The sequence below is a fragment of the Alkalicoccus chagannorensis DSM 18086 genome (assembly GCF_000429725.1).
Lineage (GTDB): Bacteria > Bacillota > Bacilli > Bacillales > Salisediminibacteriaceae > Alkalicoccus > Alkalicoccus chagannorensis.
The window spans coordinates 165,008-180,014 of record NZ_AUCK01000005.1 but is presented as its reverse complement, the minus strand read 5'-3'; the positions used below and the strand labels follow the sequence as shown (position 1 = coordinate 180,014).

15 protein-coding genes, 1 pseudogene and 1 riboswitch are annotated in these 15,007 nt (G+C 53.8%); of the genes and pseudogenes, 4 read left to right on the top strand and 12 right to left on the bottom strand.

Translation table 11 applies throughout. The features are described from left to right. Together G477_RS0104470 and G477_RS21120 are read right to left on the bottom strand one after the other, a co-directional pair. A pseudogene (locus G477_RS0104470) lies at positions 1 to 200 on the bottom strand (IS110 family transposase); the annotation flags it as partial. A gap of 184 nt (positions 201 to 384) precedes the next feature. Continuing rightward, the gene (locus G477_RS21120) at positions 385 to 522 is read right to left on the bottom strand and encodes a lmo0937 family membrane protein (protein ID WP_156897284.1); all 138 of its coding nucleotides are present in this window, start codon (positions 520 to 522) and stop codon (positions 385 to 387) included. 266 nt (positions 523 to 788) lie between these two features. Between G477_RS21120 and G477_RS0104460 the strand changes: the two genes are divergently transcribed. Together G477_RS0104460 and G477_RS0104455 are read left to right on the top strand one after the other, a co-directional pair. After that, positions 789 to 1,535: a hypothetical protein gene (locus G477_RS0104460; protein ID WP_026696922.1), complete on the top strand. Its 747-nt coding sequence runs from the start codon at positions 789 to 791 to the stop codon at positions 1,533 to 1,535. Then, entirely contained in the window at positions 1,528 to 1,725 is a 198-nt protein-coding gene (locus G477_RS0104455; protein WP_026696921.1) for a hypothetical protein, read from the top strand. Before G477_RS0104460 ends, G477_RS0104455 begins: the two co-directional genes overlap by 8 nt. 21 nt (positions 1,726 to 1,746) lie before the next feature. Here the strand turns inward: G477_RS0104455 and G477_RS0104450 are convergent, their stop codons facing one another. From G477_RS0104450 to G477_RS0104410, 8 genes are all read right to left on the bottom strand, one after another. Next, positions 1,747 to 2,730 carry an acrylyl-CoA reductase family protein gene (locus G477_RS0104450; protein ID WP_035211169.1) on the bottom strand — a complete coding sequence of 328 codons (984 nt, stop codon included), beginning with the start codon at positions 2,728 to 2,730 and terminating at the stop codon, positions 1,747 to 1,749. A gap of 68 nt (positions 2,731 to 2,798) precedes the next feature. Continuing rightward, positions 2,799 to 3,245, bottom strand: a complete 447-nt coding sequence (locus G477_RS20450) for a flavodoxin domain-containing protein (protein WP_051287681.1) — start codon at positions 3,243 to 3,245, stop codon at positions 2,799 to 2,801. Further along, positions 3,242 to 4,282 (bottom strand): ribonucleotide-diphosphate reductase subunit beta, encoded by a 1,041-nt coding sequence (locus G477_RS0104440; protein WP_026696919.1) that lies wholly within the window; start codon positions 4,280 to 4,282, stop codon positions 3,242 to 3,244. The genes G477_RS20450 and G477_RS0104440 overlap by 4 nt, the downstream gene beginning before the upstream one ends. A 4-nt stretch (positions 4,283 to 4,286) precedes the next feature. After that, positions 4,287 to 6,527, bottom strand: coding sequence for a ribonucleoside-diphosphate reductase subunit alpha (locus G477_RS0104435; protein ID WP_035211224.1), 2,241 nt, complete (start codon positions 6,525 to 6,527; stop codon positions 4,287 to 4,289). 185 nt (positions 6,528 to 6,712) lie between these two features. Continuing rightward, positions 6,713 to 6,890: riboswitch (cobalamin riboswitch) on the bottom strand. 161 nt (positions 6,891 to 7,051) lie between these two features. Beyond that, positions 7,052 to 8,626 (bottom strand): L-lactate permease, encoded by a 1,575-nt coding sequence (locus G477_RS0104430; RefSeq protein WP_026696917.1) that lies wholly within the window; start codon positions 8,624 to 8,626, stop codon positions 7,052 to 7,054. A gap of 167 nt (positions 8,627 to 8,793) precedes the next feature. Then, positions 8,794 to 9,837: an SIR2 family NAD-dependent protein deacylase gene (locus G477_RS0104425; protein ID WP_342664177.1), complete on the bottom strand. Its 1,044-nt coding sequence runs from the start codon at positions 9,835 to 9,837 to the stop codon at positions 8,794 to 8,796. A 785-nt stretch (positions 9,838 to 10,622) separates the two neighbouring features. Further along, entirely contained in the window at positions 10,623 to 11,075 is a 453-nt protein-coding gene (locus G477_RS0104415; protein ID WP_026696915.1) for a hypothetical protein, read from the bottom strand. Then, on the bottom strand, positions 11,056 to 11,259 hold the full coding sequence (locus tag G477_RS0104410) for a YwbE family protein (RefSeq protein WP_026696914.1): 204 nt from the start codon (positions 11,257 to 11,259) through the stop codon (positions 11,056 to 11,058). Before G477_RS0104410 ends, G477_RS0104415 begins: the two co-directional genes overlap by 20 nt. Positions 11,260 to 11,411: 152 nt before the next feature. On the opposite strand from G477_RS0104410, the gene G477_RS0104405 reads away from it, so the two are divergent. Together G477_RS0104405 and G477_RS18710 are read left to right on the top strand one after the other, a co-directional pair. Beyond that, positions 11,412 to 12,269 (top strand): alpha/beta fold hydrolase, encoded by an 858-nt coding sequence (locus G477_RS0104405; protein WP_026696913.1) that lies wholly within the window; start codon positions 11,412 to 11,414, stop codon positions 12,267 to 12,269. Then, positions 12,247 to 12,648: a protein-tyrosine phosphatase family protein gene (locus G477_RS18710; RefSeq protein ID WP_035211165.1), complete on the top strand. Its 402-nt coding sequence runs from the start codon at positions 12,247 to 12,249 to the stop codon at positions 12,646 to 12,648. Before G477_RS0104405 ends, G477_RS18710 begins: the two co-directional genes overlap by 23 nt. Positions 12,649 to 12,704: 56 nt before the next feature. Here G477_RS18710 and rlmD read toward each other — a convergent pair whose 3' ends face one another. After that, on the bottom strand, positions 12,705 to 14,084 hold the full coding sequence (rlmD, locus tag G477_RS0104395; protein ID WP_026696912.1) for a 23S rRNA (uracil(1939)-C(5))-methyltransferase RlmD: 1,380 nt from the start codon (positions 14,082 to 14,084) through the stop codon (positions 12,705 to 12,707). A 12-nt stretch (positions 14,085 to 14,096) separates the two neighbouring features. Next, on the bottom strand, positions 14,097 to 14,951 hold the full coding sequence (locus G477_RS0104390) for a DNA-3-methyladenine glycosylase family protein (RefSeq protein WP_051287679.1): 855 nt from the start codon (positions 14,949 to 14,951) through the stop codon (positions 14,097 to 14,099). Positions 14,952 to 15,007 lie beyond the last annotated feature (56 nt).

The window sequence follows — 15,007 nt, the reverse complement described above, 5'->3', positions numbered from 1 at the left end:
AACGATGTTTTCAGTTGAGTCACCCATTCCAACAAAGCACGGAATCCAGAATACCTGTTATCGAACCGAAAGGCTTCGGCAAGATCAATACCGCGGTCATCCTGAGCCCGGGCGTAGTTGGTTTTTTTCGCAATATCAACACCGATAATCAATGTCTCTGAATGGATTTGCTTGATGTTTTCGTTTCGGTTATAATTCATTCGTGAGTCCTCCTTGGAAGTAGTTAGGGGTCCTTTTCGCTGATCAGCTTTGGACACCTTGTATCCTACCAGGAGGGCTCTTTTTTTGACAAACCCCAAATTACTTCAATACAGGAATGCTTTCTTATACTTTGAAGTAAAAAACAGGGAGACGCTTCCGGACCTTCGAAACGTCTCCCCGCCGCTATATTCGTCTCACCAGTTTTACAATGAGAACAATGAGAGCCACGACAAGCAGCAGGTGGATCAGACCCCCTGCAACTTCCAGAAGCAGACCGGCAAGCCAGAATAACAGCAGGATACCGATAATGGTCCAAATCATACGTATCCCTCCTTTCCATACTTATACAGGTCTTTACCCCTTTTCGTCAGCGCTGACACTTCTTCCCTGCAACTCTGCGGCTTCCGGGAAGGATGGCTTCTTATGTATGTCTCCGCTCCGGGGCATCCTCTGCCAAAAACAGGGCACCTCGTCCAGCTCGTTTCATGATTTCTGCAGAAAAGAAGGTCTTTTGAAGACTCCCCCTTTATTTACAGATGTCCTGGGTATATAATAACCATAGAATGACGATGACAAGGATGAATGCTATGTATAAACAGTCCATGGACCTGATGCAGGCCCCCGTGATCATGACCGATAAACACTTATATATTGAATATACGAACCCCGCCTTTCAAGAATTCTTTTTTTCCCGTAGAATGGATGTACATAAGAGACATCTGCACGACTGCTTTACGAACATGCCTGCAGTACTCCGGGCTGTGACGATGGCAGCCGAACACAAAAACCGGCAGTACGTTGCTCCTTTTGATGAAATCGTCAATGGAGATGTGCGCACCCTCACTGTCGATGCTGTGTATGAACCGTCGTCGGACGCAGGCGGCCCCTTTATCACGGCCGTTATTACCGATGTCACGGAATGGCTGACCCGGGCGGCAGAGCAGAATGCCAGACAGCAGGCCCTTCCGGAGAAACCACTGATGGCAGGTCGTCATGCCGGCATTCTTCCGATCCATCCACAGCATCAGGAGCTGGATCCGGATGTTTTCACCGATTATGCATCCGGCCTCTGTGCTTCCAGTAGAATCAAGGAGCTTCTGTTCGATGTGTCGTTTCTTGCAGACCTTGAGCCCCGGTTCGCTCAGACACTCGAGCGGACGATCCGAATTCTCCATCTGATGGGTGTGACCTGCAGCCTCTCGGGGATCAGCTCCTCGTCGCTGCATAGTTGGAGTATGTTCTCGAGAAGCGCAGTACCGGTCACCTACTATGATCACCTGTACGGCTGGATCGAACACCAATATTACGAGGAAGGGGCCCATCATCTTGGCTGAACTTATTAAACTATCGAAGCGCATTGAAAACGTCGAAATGAAACTGGATAAAAAGAAGCAGTCCTCCACCTACTATAAGAGCCGTTATATGGTGTACCGGATGCGGCGCGATATTCACGACCTGGAACAGCAGCTGCTGCGCCTTCGAAAACAAAGAGAGAACATAGAAAACCCGGAGACGGAATCTTGATGATTCTTCTCCGGGTTTTTTCTACTTCATGCGGACGACCATCCGTCCTTTTGCTTCTCCATTCAGGATGGTCTGAAGCTTCTCTTCCAGCTCGTCTGGAGTAATGATGGTCAGGATCTCCTTCATGCTCTGCGGCTTTAAGTCTGCTCCGATTCTTCTCCAGGCTTCTTTCCGGAGATCCATCCCGCCGTATCCGGAATCGATCCCGAGCAGATCAACCCCTCGGAGAATAAACGGCATCACGGTAACCGGCAGGTCGGTTCCGGCAGTCAATCCGGCGGCGGCAGCGGCGCCTCCGCGCTTCAGTGAGGCGAGGACCACGGCAAGCGGACGACCTCCCGTAGCATCAACAGCGTAGGCCCACTGTTCGGCATAGAGCGGCCGGTCTTTATCCGGATCGAGCTCCCTGCGGTCGATGATATCCGTCACGCCGAGCCCGCGGAGATAGGCATGCTCGTGTTCCTTTCCCGTGCTTGCCGTCACATGATACCCTTTTCCGGCGAGCATCGCGCAGGCCATGGAGCCGACACCGCCTGTTGCGCCCGTGACGAGGACGGGTCCCTGCTCTGGCGTCATTCCCTGCCGCTCCAGCTTAATGATTCCCATGGCGGCGGTCAGTCCAGCTGTGCCTGCAGTCATCGCTTCTTCGAGTGTCAATCCTTCCGGCAGCGGGAGCACCCATTCCGCCGGTACACAGGCAAGCTCTGCAAATCCGCCGTCCTGTGCAGTGCCGATGTCATAGCTGGTTGCGATAACCAGATCTCCTGCCTGAAAAGTACCAGAACGGTCTTGTACAACTTCGCCCGCCATATCAATACCCGGCACCATCGGATAAGAAGATGCCACTTTCGATTTCTCTTGGAGAGCCAGCCCGTCCTTATAATTGATGCTCGAGTAGTGCACCTGGATGGTGACATCCTGGTCGGGGAGCTGGTCCCGGCTCCGTTCCTCGAGCCGGCCTGTGCCACTGCCATCTGTTACAAATGCCTGATATGTAGTCGTCATGATCAGCCTCCTTTTTCTTTTTTCCATGCAGGCATTCTATTCCCAATTCCCTGCCGTCGTAAACGCTCTCACAGATGACGGGCGCCGGAGGTCTGCTGCCGTCTTGCCTGAACTTTCTTTACGAACAACCGGCACCGCTCCCAATCGCCGGGCTGCGGTGCCTGTTCCATTTTTAACGTCACTGCCAATCGGGTTGTCTGCTGAAAAATGCCGGCAAGCCGGTCTACCGCTCCACAGAAGAACGGGAATCCCTGGTCACCGGTACCGAAAATACCGGTGACCAGCTCAGGGAACGTCCTCGATGAAGCAAGTTCTGCCAGCGGCATCGCGGCATCCGGGATCTCTCCGTTCCCCCACGTATACGTTCCGGCCAGGAGTGCAGCTGCTCGATTGAGATCCGCAGCTGTCAGTTGTTCCGGTGGAATAATGACGTGAGGCTCCTCGAGCTGTGACACGATCCAGGACGCTGCTTTCGCCGTATTACCAGTCGAAGATGCAAAGCTGACGATGATCACAGTTCATCGAACCCATTTTTCTCCGTTACTTTTGCATACGTCCGTGCCTTTTGTTCAAAGAAGTCGGACTTTGTTTCATTCATCATCTCGTCGCTGAAAACATGAATCCACGGCATCGGATTTTCTCTGTCCGGATAGAGCTGTTCCAGGTGCAGCTGCCGCAGACGTTTGTTGGCCAGGTACTCCACATACCCCTGGTACTCTTCTACATCCAGCTCTTCAATGGGCGCAAGCACTTCCGCTGCCCATTCCTGCTCTAATGTCACCGCCCGGCCCACGGCATCATAAATATACTGGATATTCGCCTCGGTGCGGAGTTCCGGATTTTCCTCCATCAAGAGCCGGACAAACTGGGAAATGAAATGCGCGTGCTGCATTTCGTCCCGCTGAATGTAGCTGATCATCGTGCTCGTCTTCAGCATTTTCTGTTCTCTTGCAAGGTGGTAGAAAAACGCAAACCCAGCATAGAAATAAATCCCTTCCAGGTTGATCGACTGCACGCACAGTTCAAACAGCGTCTGCGGGGATGGATGCTGACGGAATGCTTCATAGGCATCCATGATCACCGCATTGCGCCGGCGCACGAGCGGATCTTCTTTTGCCTGGGCAAACCGCCGCTGCTGCTCTTCGTGATCGACAAGCGAGCTGAGGACATAGGAGTACGATTCATTGTGCACCGCTTCCTGCTGCGCAATCACCGCAAAGACAGCGCGGAAACTCGGATCGGTCACATAGTCCATCACCTGGGCCATCGTCGGCGTCTGCAGACTATCCAGCGAAGCAAGCTGGGTGCTCAGTCGCAGAAACACATCCTGTTCGGATGCGGACAGCTCGCTCCATTGTTTAATATCGTCCTGCATATTGATTTCCTGTGCCTTCCAGAAGTTCGACAGAAGCGCTTGATACACGTCATACATCTGCGGATAGCGCAGGTCGTTCCAATTCAGAATACCGGATGCTTCTCCATTGATGATGGCTGTTGCTTTTGACGGAGCGTTCGGATTCAGCAGGGCTGATTTCATTAATGTCATGGTCATCCTCCTATGCGTGGCAGCTTTCACATTCTTCAATTTCCTGCTGCGAAGTACTTCTTACGTAATACGTCGTTTTCAATCCGCTTCTCCAGGCATCCAGATGCATATCCAGGAGCGCCTTCGCACTGACATCATGGCGCACATACAGGTTGAAGCTCACGCCCTGGTCAATATGCCGCTGCCGTGCCTGATTCTGGCGGATGCTGGCATGCTGGTCCAGCTCGTGACGAACTTTCCGGTAGTATGGGTACGTACGCGTACTCAGTCCGGGCGGCGTAACTTTCAGCTTGAAATTCTTTTTCTCTTCAGCATAGGAAAGCGAGTAGATGGGGTCGATGCCGTCTGTGGAGCCTGCAATTTTAGCCGTAGAGGAGTTCGGAGCGACCGCCATCATCCAGCCGTTTCTCACACCGGTACGCAAAACCTGCTCCTGCAGCTCTGTCCAGGCTGGACTCGCATATCCACGCCGCTCAAAATAGCGTCCGCTCTCCCATTCCGAACCTTCATATGCAGGATACGTTCCCTTTTCTTCTGCCAGCGAAGCAGAGGCAGCAATAGTCCAGTATGCCGTTCGTTCATACAGGTCTTCAGCACACCGCACCGCTTCCTCGGATTCCCAGTCTATTTCTTTTTCGGCGAGCAGCTGATGCCAGCCGAACGTTCCCAGTCCTACAGCACGATACTTGTTGTTTGTTTTGACTGCCTGCGGTACCGGAATATCATTGAGATCAATCACGTTATCGAGCATCCGCATCTGAATCCGGACTACGCGCTCCAGCACATCATCGCGCTCGACAGCCGGCAGGTTCAGCGAGGAGAGATTACAGACGACAAAATCGCCGGGACGACGGATCATGGCGATGTCTCCGTTGTCGAGCTCATACTCCTCCGTGATCGTGGAAGCAGACATGTTCTGCATGATTTCTGTACAGAGATTGCTGCCAAAAATGCTTGTCCGGCCTTCTTCGATTTTGTTTGGGTTCTGGCGGTTGGCCTCATCACGGTAGAACATATACGGTGTCCCTGTCTCCAGCTGCGCTGTCATGATCGTTTTCATCAGCTCCATCGCCCGGATTGATTTGCGGGGAAGCAGCGGATGTGCCAGTGCTTCTTCGTATTTTTCCGTGAAGTAATGCCGGTCTGATTCATCATAAAAATCTTCCAGTCCCAGCCGGCGGCCGCTGTCATCTTTCCAGCCCATGATCTGCTTGACTTGATGCGGGCAGAACACGCTCCATTCCCCAATGCTTCGGCCCTCCTCATCTTTCTTTTCGAGCTGTCGCATAAAATGATCCGGGATACAGACCCCTGTAAAGATGTCGTGCGCTTTTCTCCGTTCATCGCCGTTGTTCGTTTTCAGCTGCAGAAAGCCGTGGAGCATATCGTGATGGAAAAGATCCAGGTAGACGGCGACCGCCCCCTGACGCTGGCCGAGCTGATCGACACTGACGGCTGTGTCGTTGATTAACCGGATCCATGGGACCACCCCGGAGGAGGTCTGTTTGAATCCCTGGATGTCCGAGCCAAGTCCGCGCACTCGGCCCATGTAGACGCCGATACCGCCGCCTTCTTTACTCAGGCGCGCGATGTCCCAATTGTTCAAGTAAATTCCATCGAGAGAATCTTCGACCGTGTCGATAAAACACGAGGACAGCTGTCCCGTGTTTTTCCCTGCGTTAGAAAGCGTTGGCGTCGCAACGGTCATGTACAGATTCGACATCGCCCAATATGCTTCTTTCACGAGCTCCGTCCGGCGTTCCGGAGATTCTTTCTGCATGAGTGTCATTGCAGTTATCATGAATCGTTCCTGCGGCAGTTCATAGGATGATCCATCATAATCTTTCGTTAAGTAACGGTCAGCCAGAAGGAAGAGCCCCATGAACGTAAACAAGTTATCCCGCTCCGGGGCCATTGCTGCTTCCAGCTCGGCTGTCTCCTCCGGGCTGTAGGCGGCGAGCAGAGCCGGATCGTACAACCCTTTCTCCGTCAGCTGCTGCATAAGGCTGTATAGTCCCGTATAAGGGCGGCCGCGGTTCGGCTCTGCTTTTTCGTACAATTCCTGCAGATACAAGAACGCCGCGGCATATGTATAATCCGGTTTATCGATGTCAATCTGATTGAGGCAGGCGTGCATCAGCCAGTTCCGTGCTTCCGCTGTTCCTTTCTGCTGCAGTGCTTCCGCTGCGCCTTCGAGTTGAATGTGAAACCGGCTCTCCAGTTCCTGAAGTAGATCTGCTGTTACGGCCATGTTATCTTCCTCCTGCTTCTTTTTGATGGAAGCAGGGTACAGGAGACGCGTTCCGCCGCAGGCGGTCTTTTCTCTTCCCATCACCTGAAAAAACTCCCCCTGTCAACCAGGAGGAGTCAGTATATACGCAGGCCGGAGTGAAAAAAAGAAATCCGTCCCCTGTCCCCACTCCCCGAGGGACAGAATCGTTACAGGGAAAAACGGCAGGTCTCCTGGCTCATGCATCTTCCTTCCGGCTCCTTCCCGCTGATTCAGCAGTGGATGTTGCCGGTCGTCCGCATTTACAGTTGCGGGGACAGCGCCGGATTTACACCGGCTTCCCTTTTCAGCCTCAATAGAGGCACCGCACTTCCCTCATACTACATATTGTGTTTGAATGGTTCTGATTTCTACATATCGAATACTACATCATTTCCTGATCCTCTGCAAGCATCTTCCCACCACCATGTGGCAAAACTGCTCCATGACGGGAGAATCTTTTTTGTTGTCTGTCTCATGCAGGAATCTCTTCCCCCGAACGGTAATTAAAGAAGAAAACCTGCGATCCCGATAAGCGCCGCATACACGAGCGCAGGACCTACGGTTTTACGGATGATGTCCCCTTCGCGGCCGACCAGCCCGACGACCGCGGCGGCTGCAACCACGTTGTGGACACATATCATGTTGCCGGCAGCAGACCCGGCGACCTGCTGGGCGAGCACCTGATTCGTCTGCAGTCCGACATCCTGGGCCACGCCTACTTGAATGGACGAGAAGGTAAGGCCGGAAACCATCGCACTGCCGGTGATGAACGATCCCAGCAGTCCGAGAAACGGAGCTGCGAGGTTCCACGTATCACCGAGCCCCGCGCTTAAGAGGACGGCGATATAGTCCGGCATCGAGAGCATGTCGGCAGCATTCATACCGGAGTTAATAAAGGCGTTCACGAGCGCCAGCGTCGGGAAGAGAGCGAGCGCTGCACCGACAACGGTACTCTGGGACTGCTTCAACGCAGTGCCGGCGAGTTTAAACGGCTTCCGCTGAATAAGCAGCGTCAGCAGTGCTGCACCGAGCAGGACCGCCCCCGGGGAGTACAGCACCTCCCAATCAGAAGAGATGCCTTCAATGCCGAATATGTCGTTCCAGCTCCAATCAATCAGCGTCTGGGCAGCCTGCTGTACCGGCTCCACCATCCTTGTCAGCAGAAGCAGCGCCACGACAATCACGTAAGGGCTCCAGGCGGCAAGAAGACTCATGTCGGACGATTCCTCTACTTCCGCTGCTTCTTCATCAACGGCTTCCCTCCAGGTCTCTTTCGGCAGCAGAATGTTGTACTTCGCTGTCAGCGTCGATACGGCAAGCGCTGTCAGCGAGGCAAGAATGGCGACGAATTCCGGACCGAAAAGAACCGCATACACGAAAGCCGAGCCCGTGTAGGCAATCCCGGTCATCAGCGCCCAGGGGAGCATCGGCAGGAAGCCGCCGCTGCTGCCTTTATTTTTGAAAAACAAGGTCAGAATCAGCACGAGAATAGCGGGAATGAACGTCCCTGCCATTAAATCCATCCGGGTAATTTCTACGGCCACCTGCTGGAACATCTCCGGACCACTTCCCTCGACCCCGCTGAGGCCGATGATGACCGGAGTTCCGACAGCACCGAAAGAGACCGCCGTGCTGTCGGCGATCAGCGCCAGGGAGGCTGCGGCCAGCGGGGTGAACCCGAGCGCGACCATCAAAGGACCAGTAACCGCTGCCGGCGTGCCGAATCCTGCAGCTCCTTCAATCAGACTTCCGAAAAGAAAAGCAACGATGACCACCTGGACACGCATGTCCGTGGATATGCTCCGGAAACCTTGATTGATTCTGGTTACGGCCCCCGTCAGCTTCAGCACATTCAGCAGAACAATGGCACCGAGGAGAATAAACAAAATCGTCAGTGCCTGATGGAACCCTTCTGCTGCCGAAGCAGCCAGGACATCGAGTTCCATATTCCAAACGGTAAAAGCGAGTACAAAAAAGATACCAGCACTGTAGGTCATTCCTTTTTTTGCCGGCATCCGCAGAATAACCAGAAATAAAAAAGGTAGTATTACAGCACTGAAGGCAGCTGCTGCCATCATGTCTATCCGCCCCTTCGAAACAACATTGTGAAATACTGAACAATATAAGTTTATTATACCTGATTTTCAGCTGTTTGAACAGGACTTTCAGAGCATGGAAGACCAAAAACACAAAACGGTTTTTGGCCTCCACCTTTCAGAGCACCTCCCTTGAATGAGGGAGCTGGTTATTCCATCAGTACTTCATCCATATACGTATTCATGGTCGTGAGCACTTCTCCGGCATTGCCCCGGATGACAAGATCAAAATCCCCTGCGCCGGTCTGAATATCTTTGTTGATGTAGGCTGTTCTTCCTCTTGTGACTGCCGGAAGCTGATTAGCCGGATACACTTCCAGACTCGTTCCTATGACAATCGAGAGATCCGATCGTTCCATTTTCTCCATAGCCGGTTCCCATGCCTCTGCAGGCAGCATCTCGCCGAAGAGCACAACGCCGGGCCGGATCCGCCCGCCGCAGCTGCATGCTTCTTTCTCGATGAAAGTACTGCGGGGGAGCTCTTCGCCGCATTGATGACAGCGGAAGCGGCGGATCGAGCCGTGCAGTTCATACACCGTCTGTGAACCCGCTGCCTGGTGCAGGCCGTCAACATTCTGTGTTGCAACGGCATCAATCCGGCCATACTTTTCCCAGTTGGCAAGGGCCCGGTGTCCGTTGTGCGGAGACGCCTGATCCAGGTTATCGAGCCTTGCTTTGTAAAAGCTGTGGAACAGGTCATAATGATGCGACAGCGCTTCGGTGGATGCGACCGTTCTCGGGTCAATATTCTTCCACCAGCCTTCTTTGGAGCGGAAATCAGGCAGGCTGGATTCCGTGCTCATCCCGGCACCTGTCAGGACGACAGTCGATCCGGAAGTCAGGATCCAGTTCACGAGCTTTGCCGCTTCCCAGTCATCTTCCGGAAACGTAGATTCAATCCAGGCAGAAAAAGCCGATTCATTCCGGTACCTGTGGAAAAGCACCCGCTTTCTTACCGCTGTCGTAATCTTATTATCCACATAAAGCGGATAGAGCGACAGCCAGGCATAATCATCCAGCAGTGCAAGGCCGTCTTCATCTGAACCTTCTGCAGAGAAGCGCCGGCTTCCTTCCTCCATATCACTAACCACCCGGCGGAAATACCACCCATCCTCCGTCAGCCTGCCTTTCAACTCGAGCACACCGCCTTCCGATCCAATAGAGAGCAGCGTCTCCCATGCTGTTTTCATCATTCGCTCACCTCCACGTCTGCGTACCTATTCCCTTCCCTTCTGTTTCAAAAACCGAGGAAGCATGTGCCCATCGTTGATTCTTTTCTTCTTCTTCGAGCAGGGCCAGCTGTTTCCCTGCATGAACACCAGCGCGGATCGTCTTTCGGCCGGAACGGCGTGTGCCGCAGCTTCATTGAGAGAAGTATGCGGGCTTCCTGATTCCAGCGCAGCCGTCGAAGCCGCCGTACCCCTGGATGAATAACTTATACATTCTTATACTTTAGGCTACCTTGAAAATAGAACATAGGAGTTTCATCTATCATGGTGCAGCGAGGCTGCATGAGTGTCTCTGTTAAAACCTAGTGTTGTTATAACAAAAGTACGCCTGCGGCTCTTTTTTCTTCGCTTGCCTCGGAGAAATCCTTCCCCTCTCCCTCCCTTACATCCGGGAGGATCGTACGCTTTCTTTATCCGCAGGCGTCTCGAAAAGAGCATGGACCTGCTCCGTTTCATAAACGTTTCTTTCTATCAGAAGAACACAGCGAAGACCGGCGGACGCCTGTGGAAGAAGGAGATCGGAAGATCCTGCAGGGCGTCAGACCGAGGAAGCTGGAGATTTCCTCCACGGCAAGCCTGCCGAGTTGCAGCGGCGTTTTCTGTCATGATCAACAATAAACAAGAACAGAGCTATCCTTTAAAAAACCGTATACCGGATCGTCAGCTGACGATCGGTATACGGCATTGCACTTCTCTGCTGCAGACTCCCGGGAGGATAGAGGCCTCATTCCGGGATCCACGCTGTTTTTTCACTGTTTTCGTCGGAATACGCTCTTGTATCTGCTGATCAGCTGTACGACATGATCACGGTCCTCCTGCCGGAATGTACTCCCATCCACTGCGTGGGCGCCTCCTTCTTTCATGTGAAACATGAGCATGTCCTCCTCCTGTTCCACCCAGCTGATGGCGTGCCAGTCGAGCCGGAGACGGCGGCGGAGCATCCCGCGGTAAAATGATACGGCTTCACCAGTGATCATACAGAGCGGCCTCGAGGGCAGCAGAAAAAAATAAAGGGACGCGGCAGCCGCCCCTCCTCCTGCCACAAGACCGGCAGTATCCGTCCAGGCCCATCCGTAAGAAGCGCCCCGGAGCAGGCTCAGTGAGATAAGTACGACCGCTGTCAGCAGCCACAGGCTTCCAAACAAACGCCAGAGCCCGGGTCGCGGCATGTAAAAACGATGATCATTCGTCTGCTTTGGCAAGCTCTTTCACTCTTCCTACCGTTCCGTCCGTCAAACGGACTTTAATGCCGTGGGGGTGCGAAGGGGATTTGGTTAAAATGTCCTTCACTGTCCCTTTCGTTAATGTTCCGCTCCGCTGGTCCTGTTTCTGTACAACAGCAACCTTCACTCCCGGAGCCAGATCTTTTCTCGGTATAGATGACATCGTGATTCTCTCCTTTCGTTCTTTCGTTAGTATAGCATGAGACACGGGTGCAGGCTTCCTGCGATGCCAAACACCTGACGGGAAAATGCAGCGGCGCCGTGCTACACTATGGTCAAACCTAGTAAGCTACGCTTTAGAGGAGGACACGGACCATGGACATTGTTTCTTTTCGAATGAAAGACCACGTACTCCTGCCTGCTTATACGACACGCGGGCAGACGCCAAAACCAAAAGCCGTTCTGATGCTTCACGGCATTACCCACGATATGGATGTCCTCGCAGCAGCAGCGGAACAAGCCGCCTCCAGGGCTGATGTGTACCTGCTGATCCTGCGGGGCTATCACGACCGGACATCCCCCGGTGCCCTCACCTATCACGGACAAACCGACGATGACATTGAATCGGTCCTTCATGCTTTGAAGCAGTCGTATGACCACGTCACCCTGGCCGGTCATTCGATGGGCGCAGGCAGTGTGCTCCGCTACATGCAGGAGAAAGACGGCCGTTATCTGGATGATGCGGTGCTGGCTGCCCCGTTTCTCCATCCAGCTCATCCCGTTTTTGCTCCAAACGACGGGAGTGATGATACGTACAAATTATCGCTGAAAAAAGCGGCAGCTGCCGCGTTCCTGACTCGGGCCGGTGTCCAAGCCGCCGGCCGGATGCACATCGTTGATATTCCACTCCGGCAAGATCCGCTCCAGCCCGGTTCTACCACCTATCGGAAGAAGCTCAGTTACCGCCTCATGCTGAGCCGGTTCATTGAAAAAGAGACAGATTTCAGCCGGATTGATTTCAACCGCACGCGCTGGATTACCGGTGCTGAAGACGAAATCGTCACAGCTGACCGTTTCGTCTCGTTCTGTCACGACCATGGATTACCAGACCCTGTCATCGTACCGGGAGAAAATCACAACACGCTGCTGACGAGCCGCACGTTTCTTGACATACTCGCGCCGGCGGAAAAACAAACGAGGAGGGAACCCGATGCGCAGTCCGGACTTATTTAACACCGTGTATTTATTCAGTGCAAAAGAAGCGGAAGAGCATACCGCCCTCCTGTCACCAAGTATGGTTATCGATCTGCGCCTGGAATCTGATCCTTCTCCCGGCAAAGCCCATATTCCGATGGAGGACGGCCGGGAGGGGCAGCAGGAGCGGATCCGGGAAGCTGTCAGACTGCTCGTTCAGTGTATTGCAGAAGAGAACCCTGTCATTCTCCACTGCCAGGGCGGCAGCAGCAGAACCGGCTGTGCCGCCGCGGCCCTCCTGCTCGAGAAAGGCAGCGCTTCGTCCGTTGATGAAGCGGAAAGCATGCTGCAGAAGCTGCGGCCGAGTATCGCCATCAGTCCTGCATTGAAAAACGATCTGCGTTCCGTGTACGAATAAACTTCTCCGCTTTCTTCTCTGCCGCCGGCTGCATTTCTTTTCAGACGGTGTACCGGCTACTTTCTTACAAACGAAGCAACAGCTTCGACCTGAGCAGTTTGAGGAAACATGTCCACCGCCTGGACATAGTCCAGGCGGAAACCGTTGTCGATCAGAAACGCCGTATTTTTCGCCAGTGTTGACGGATTGCAGGAGATGTAGACGAAGCGCTCCGGTGCCATGTGGGCCACGGTCTTTAGAAACGTCTCATCCAGCCCAGTCCTCGGAGGGTCTACAACAATCACGTCCGGTCTCCAGCCCTCTTCTCTCCATTGCGGAAGAACGTCTTCGGCCTTTCCGTGGACAAAAGACGCATGGGCTACTCCGCTGCTGCGCGCATTTTCCACTGCATCGGCAACCGCTTCGCCGTTCATATCCATGCCGCGGACTTCCCTCGCACCGGAAGCGAGACTCAGACCGATTGTCCCGGTCCCGCAGTAAGCATCGACGACCTTTTCTTTTCCGGAAAGCGATGCTGCGTCTGCAGCAGCTCCGTACAACACCTTCGTCTGCTCTGTATTCAGCTGAAAAAAGGCCCGCGGCGACAGTTCAAATACCAGTTCATCAAGCTTCTCTGTAATTTTTTCTTTTCCTGCAATGGGGACCGTCTTCTCCCCGAAAACAATCGGTGTCTTGGATGGGTTGATGTTCTGCGCGACAGACGTCAGTCCGGGCAGCCGCCGCTGAATGCCGGCTAGAAAGGCCTCCTTTTTCGGAAATGTTTCCTCTGTCGTGACGAGAACGAGCTGCGTTTCCCCTGTTTCCACTCCGGTCCGCACAACGATGGTACGAAGGAAGCCGGTCCCTTTTTTCGGGTTGTAGACAGTCACACCTGCTTCCTCCGCAGCAGCACGCACTTCCGCAGTCACCCGGTCGGTTTCCGGATGCTGCACGATACAAGTATCGATGTCGACGAGCTGGTTGGAGCCGGAGGCGTAGAGGCCGGTGATCACCGAGCCGTTCTTGACGCCGGCCTGCATCTGGCTTTTGTTTCTATAGCGCCACGGATGTTCCATACCGAGCGTCTGCCGGATGTCCAGCCGGTCCACAGGCAGCTTGGTATATCGTTCGAATGCCTGCAGCACCAGATCCCTTTTTCCCTGCAGCTGCCCATCATAGGAAAGGTGCTGCAGCTGGCATCCCCCGCATACATCATAGACAGGACAAGGAGCCGTCACCCGGTCGGGAGAGGGACGGCGAAGTTTGACGATCGAAGCACTGACGAACCGCTTCCCTACTTTCTCCACCCGGCAGACGGCTTCTTCCCCCGGCAGCGCGCCTGGAACGAAAACCACCTGCTTTTTGAAAAAACCTACCCCTTCTCCGTCGATGCCGAGCCGTTTGATTGTTAAAGGAAACTTCTGTCCTTTTTCCATCGTGATTGATTTGCCTGCCATGCTTGTTCCCTCCTAGCCTTCAATACTCTCCCAAAGATACAGCGCTGCATAAGTCCTAAACGGAGCACACGCAGCGCCGAGCTGCTCCAGTTCGTCGTATGAAGGTTTCTGTTCTGATCCTTTCAGCCGCTTCACGGCATTTTGAATGCCAATGTCCTGAACCGGGAACAGGTCGAGATCCCCTCCACCAAACATGAGAAAATTCTCTGCGGTCCACCTGCCGATACCGCGGATATGTTGCAGCTGCTTCATTGCTTCCGCCCGGGACAGGCGGATAACTTCATGTAGATCGAGTTCCCCCTCGGCGATCCGTTTCGACGTGCCGATCACATATTCTGCTTTCTGCCGGCTGAATTGAAGCTCCCGGAGCTCTTCCACGGATAAAGCAGCCGTCACCTCAGGCTCCGGATAGAACCACACCCCGTCTTTTTCCATTCCGTACGTCTGCACGAAACGTGTGGACAGTGTATAGGCAAAAGCCATGTTCAGCTGCTGATGGATGATGGTCCGCATCAGAGAGCCGTACAAGGAAGAATCGAGGAGCAGAGGGGTTCCCCGCAGTTCGTGCAGAATCGGTGATAAAGCCGTCTGCTCCAGATGTGCCGCCACCTGTGCCAGCGGTGTCTGTACCTGTAGAATTCGGATCAGCTCCTCGTGAACCGGCGCCAGTGGTCCGTCATCCAGCCTGACAATCTGCATCTTTCCGCCGTGCACGGTGCACTGTACTGGAATGTTCTCTCTCTCGACCCGGACCGGCAGCCGCACGCGCCCTTCGTCAAAGTCCACGTGCAGCAGAGGATCCGCCGCCACCCTTTTCAAAGCGCGGCTCCATTGATACCCGCTTGGCAGTTCAATTACTTCCATCATTCATCCGCTCCTCTCCGACTATGCGCTCAAATCTAATTCCCCTCTCCACTTCTTTT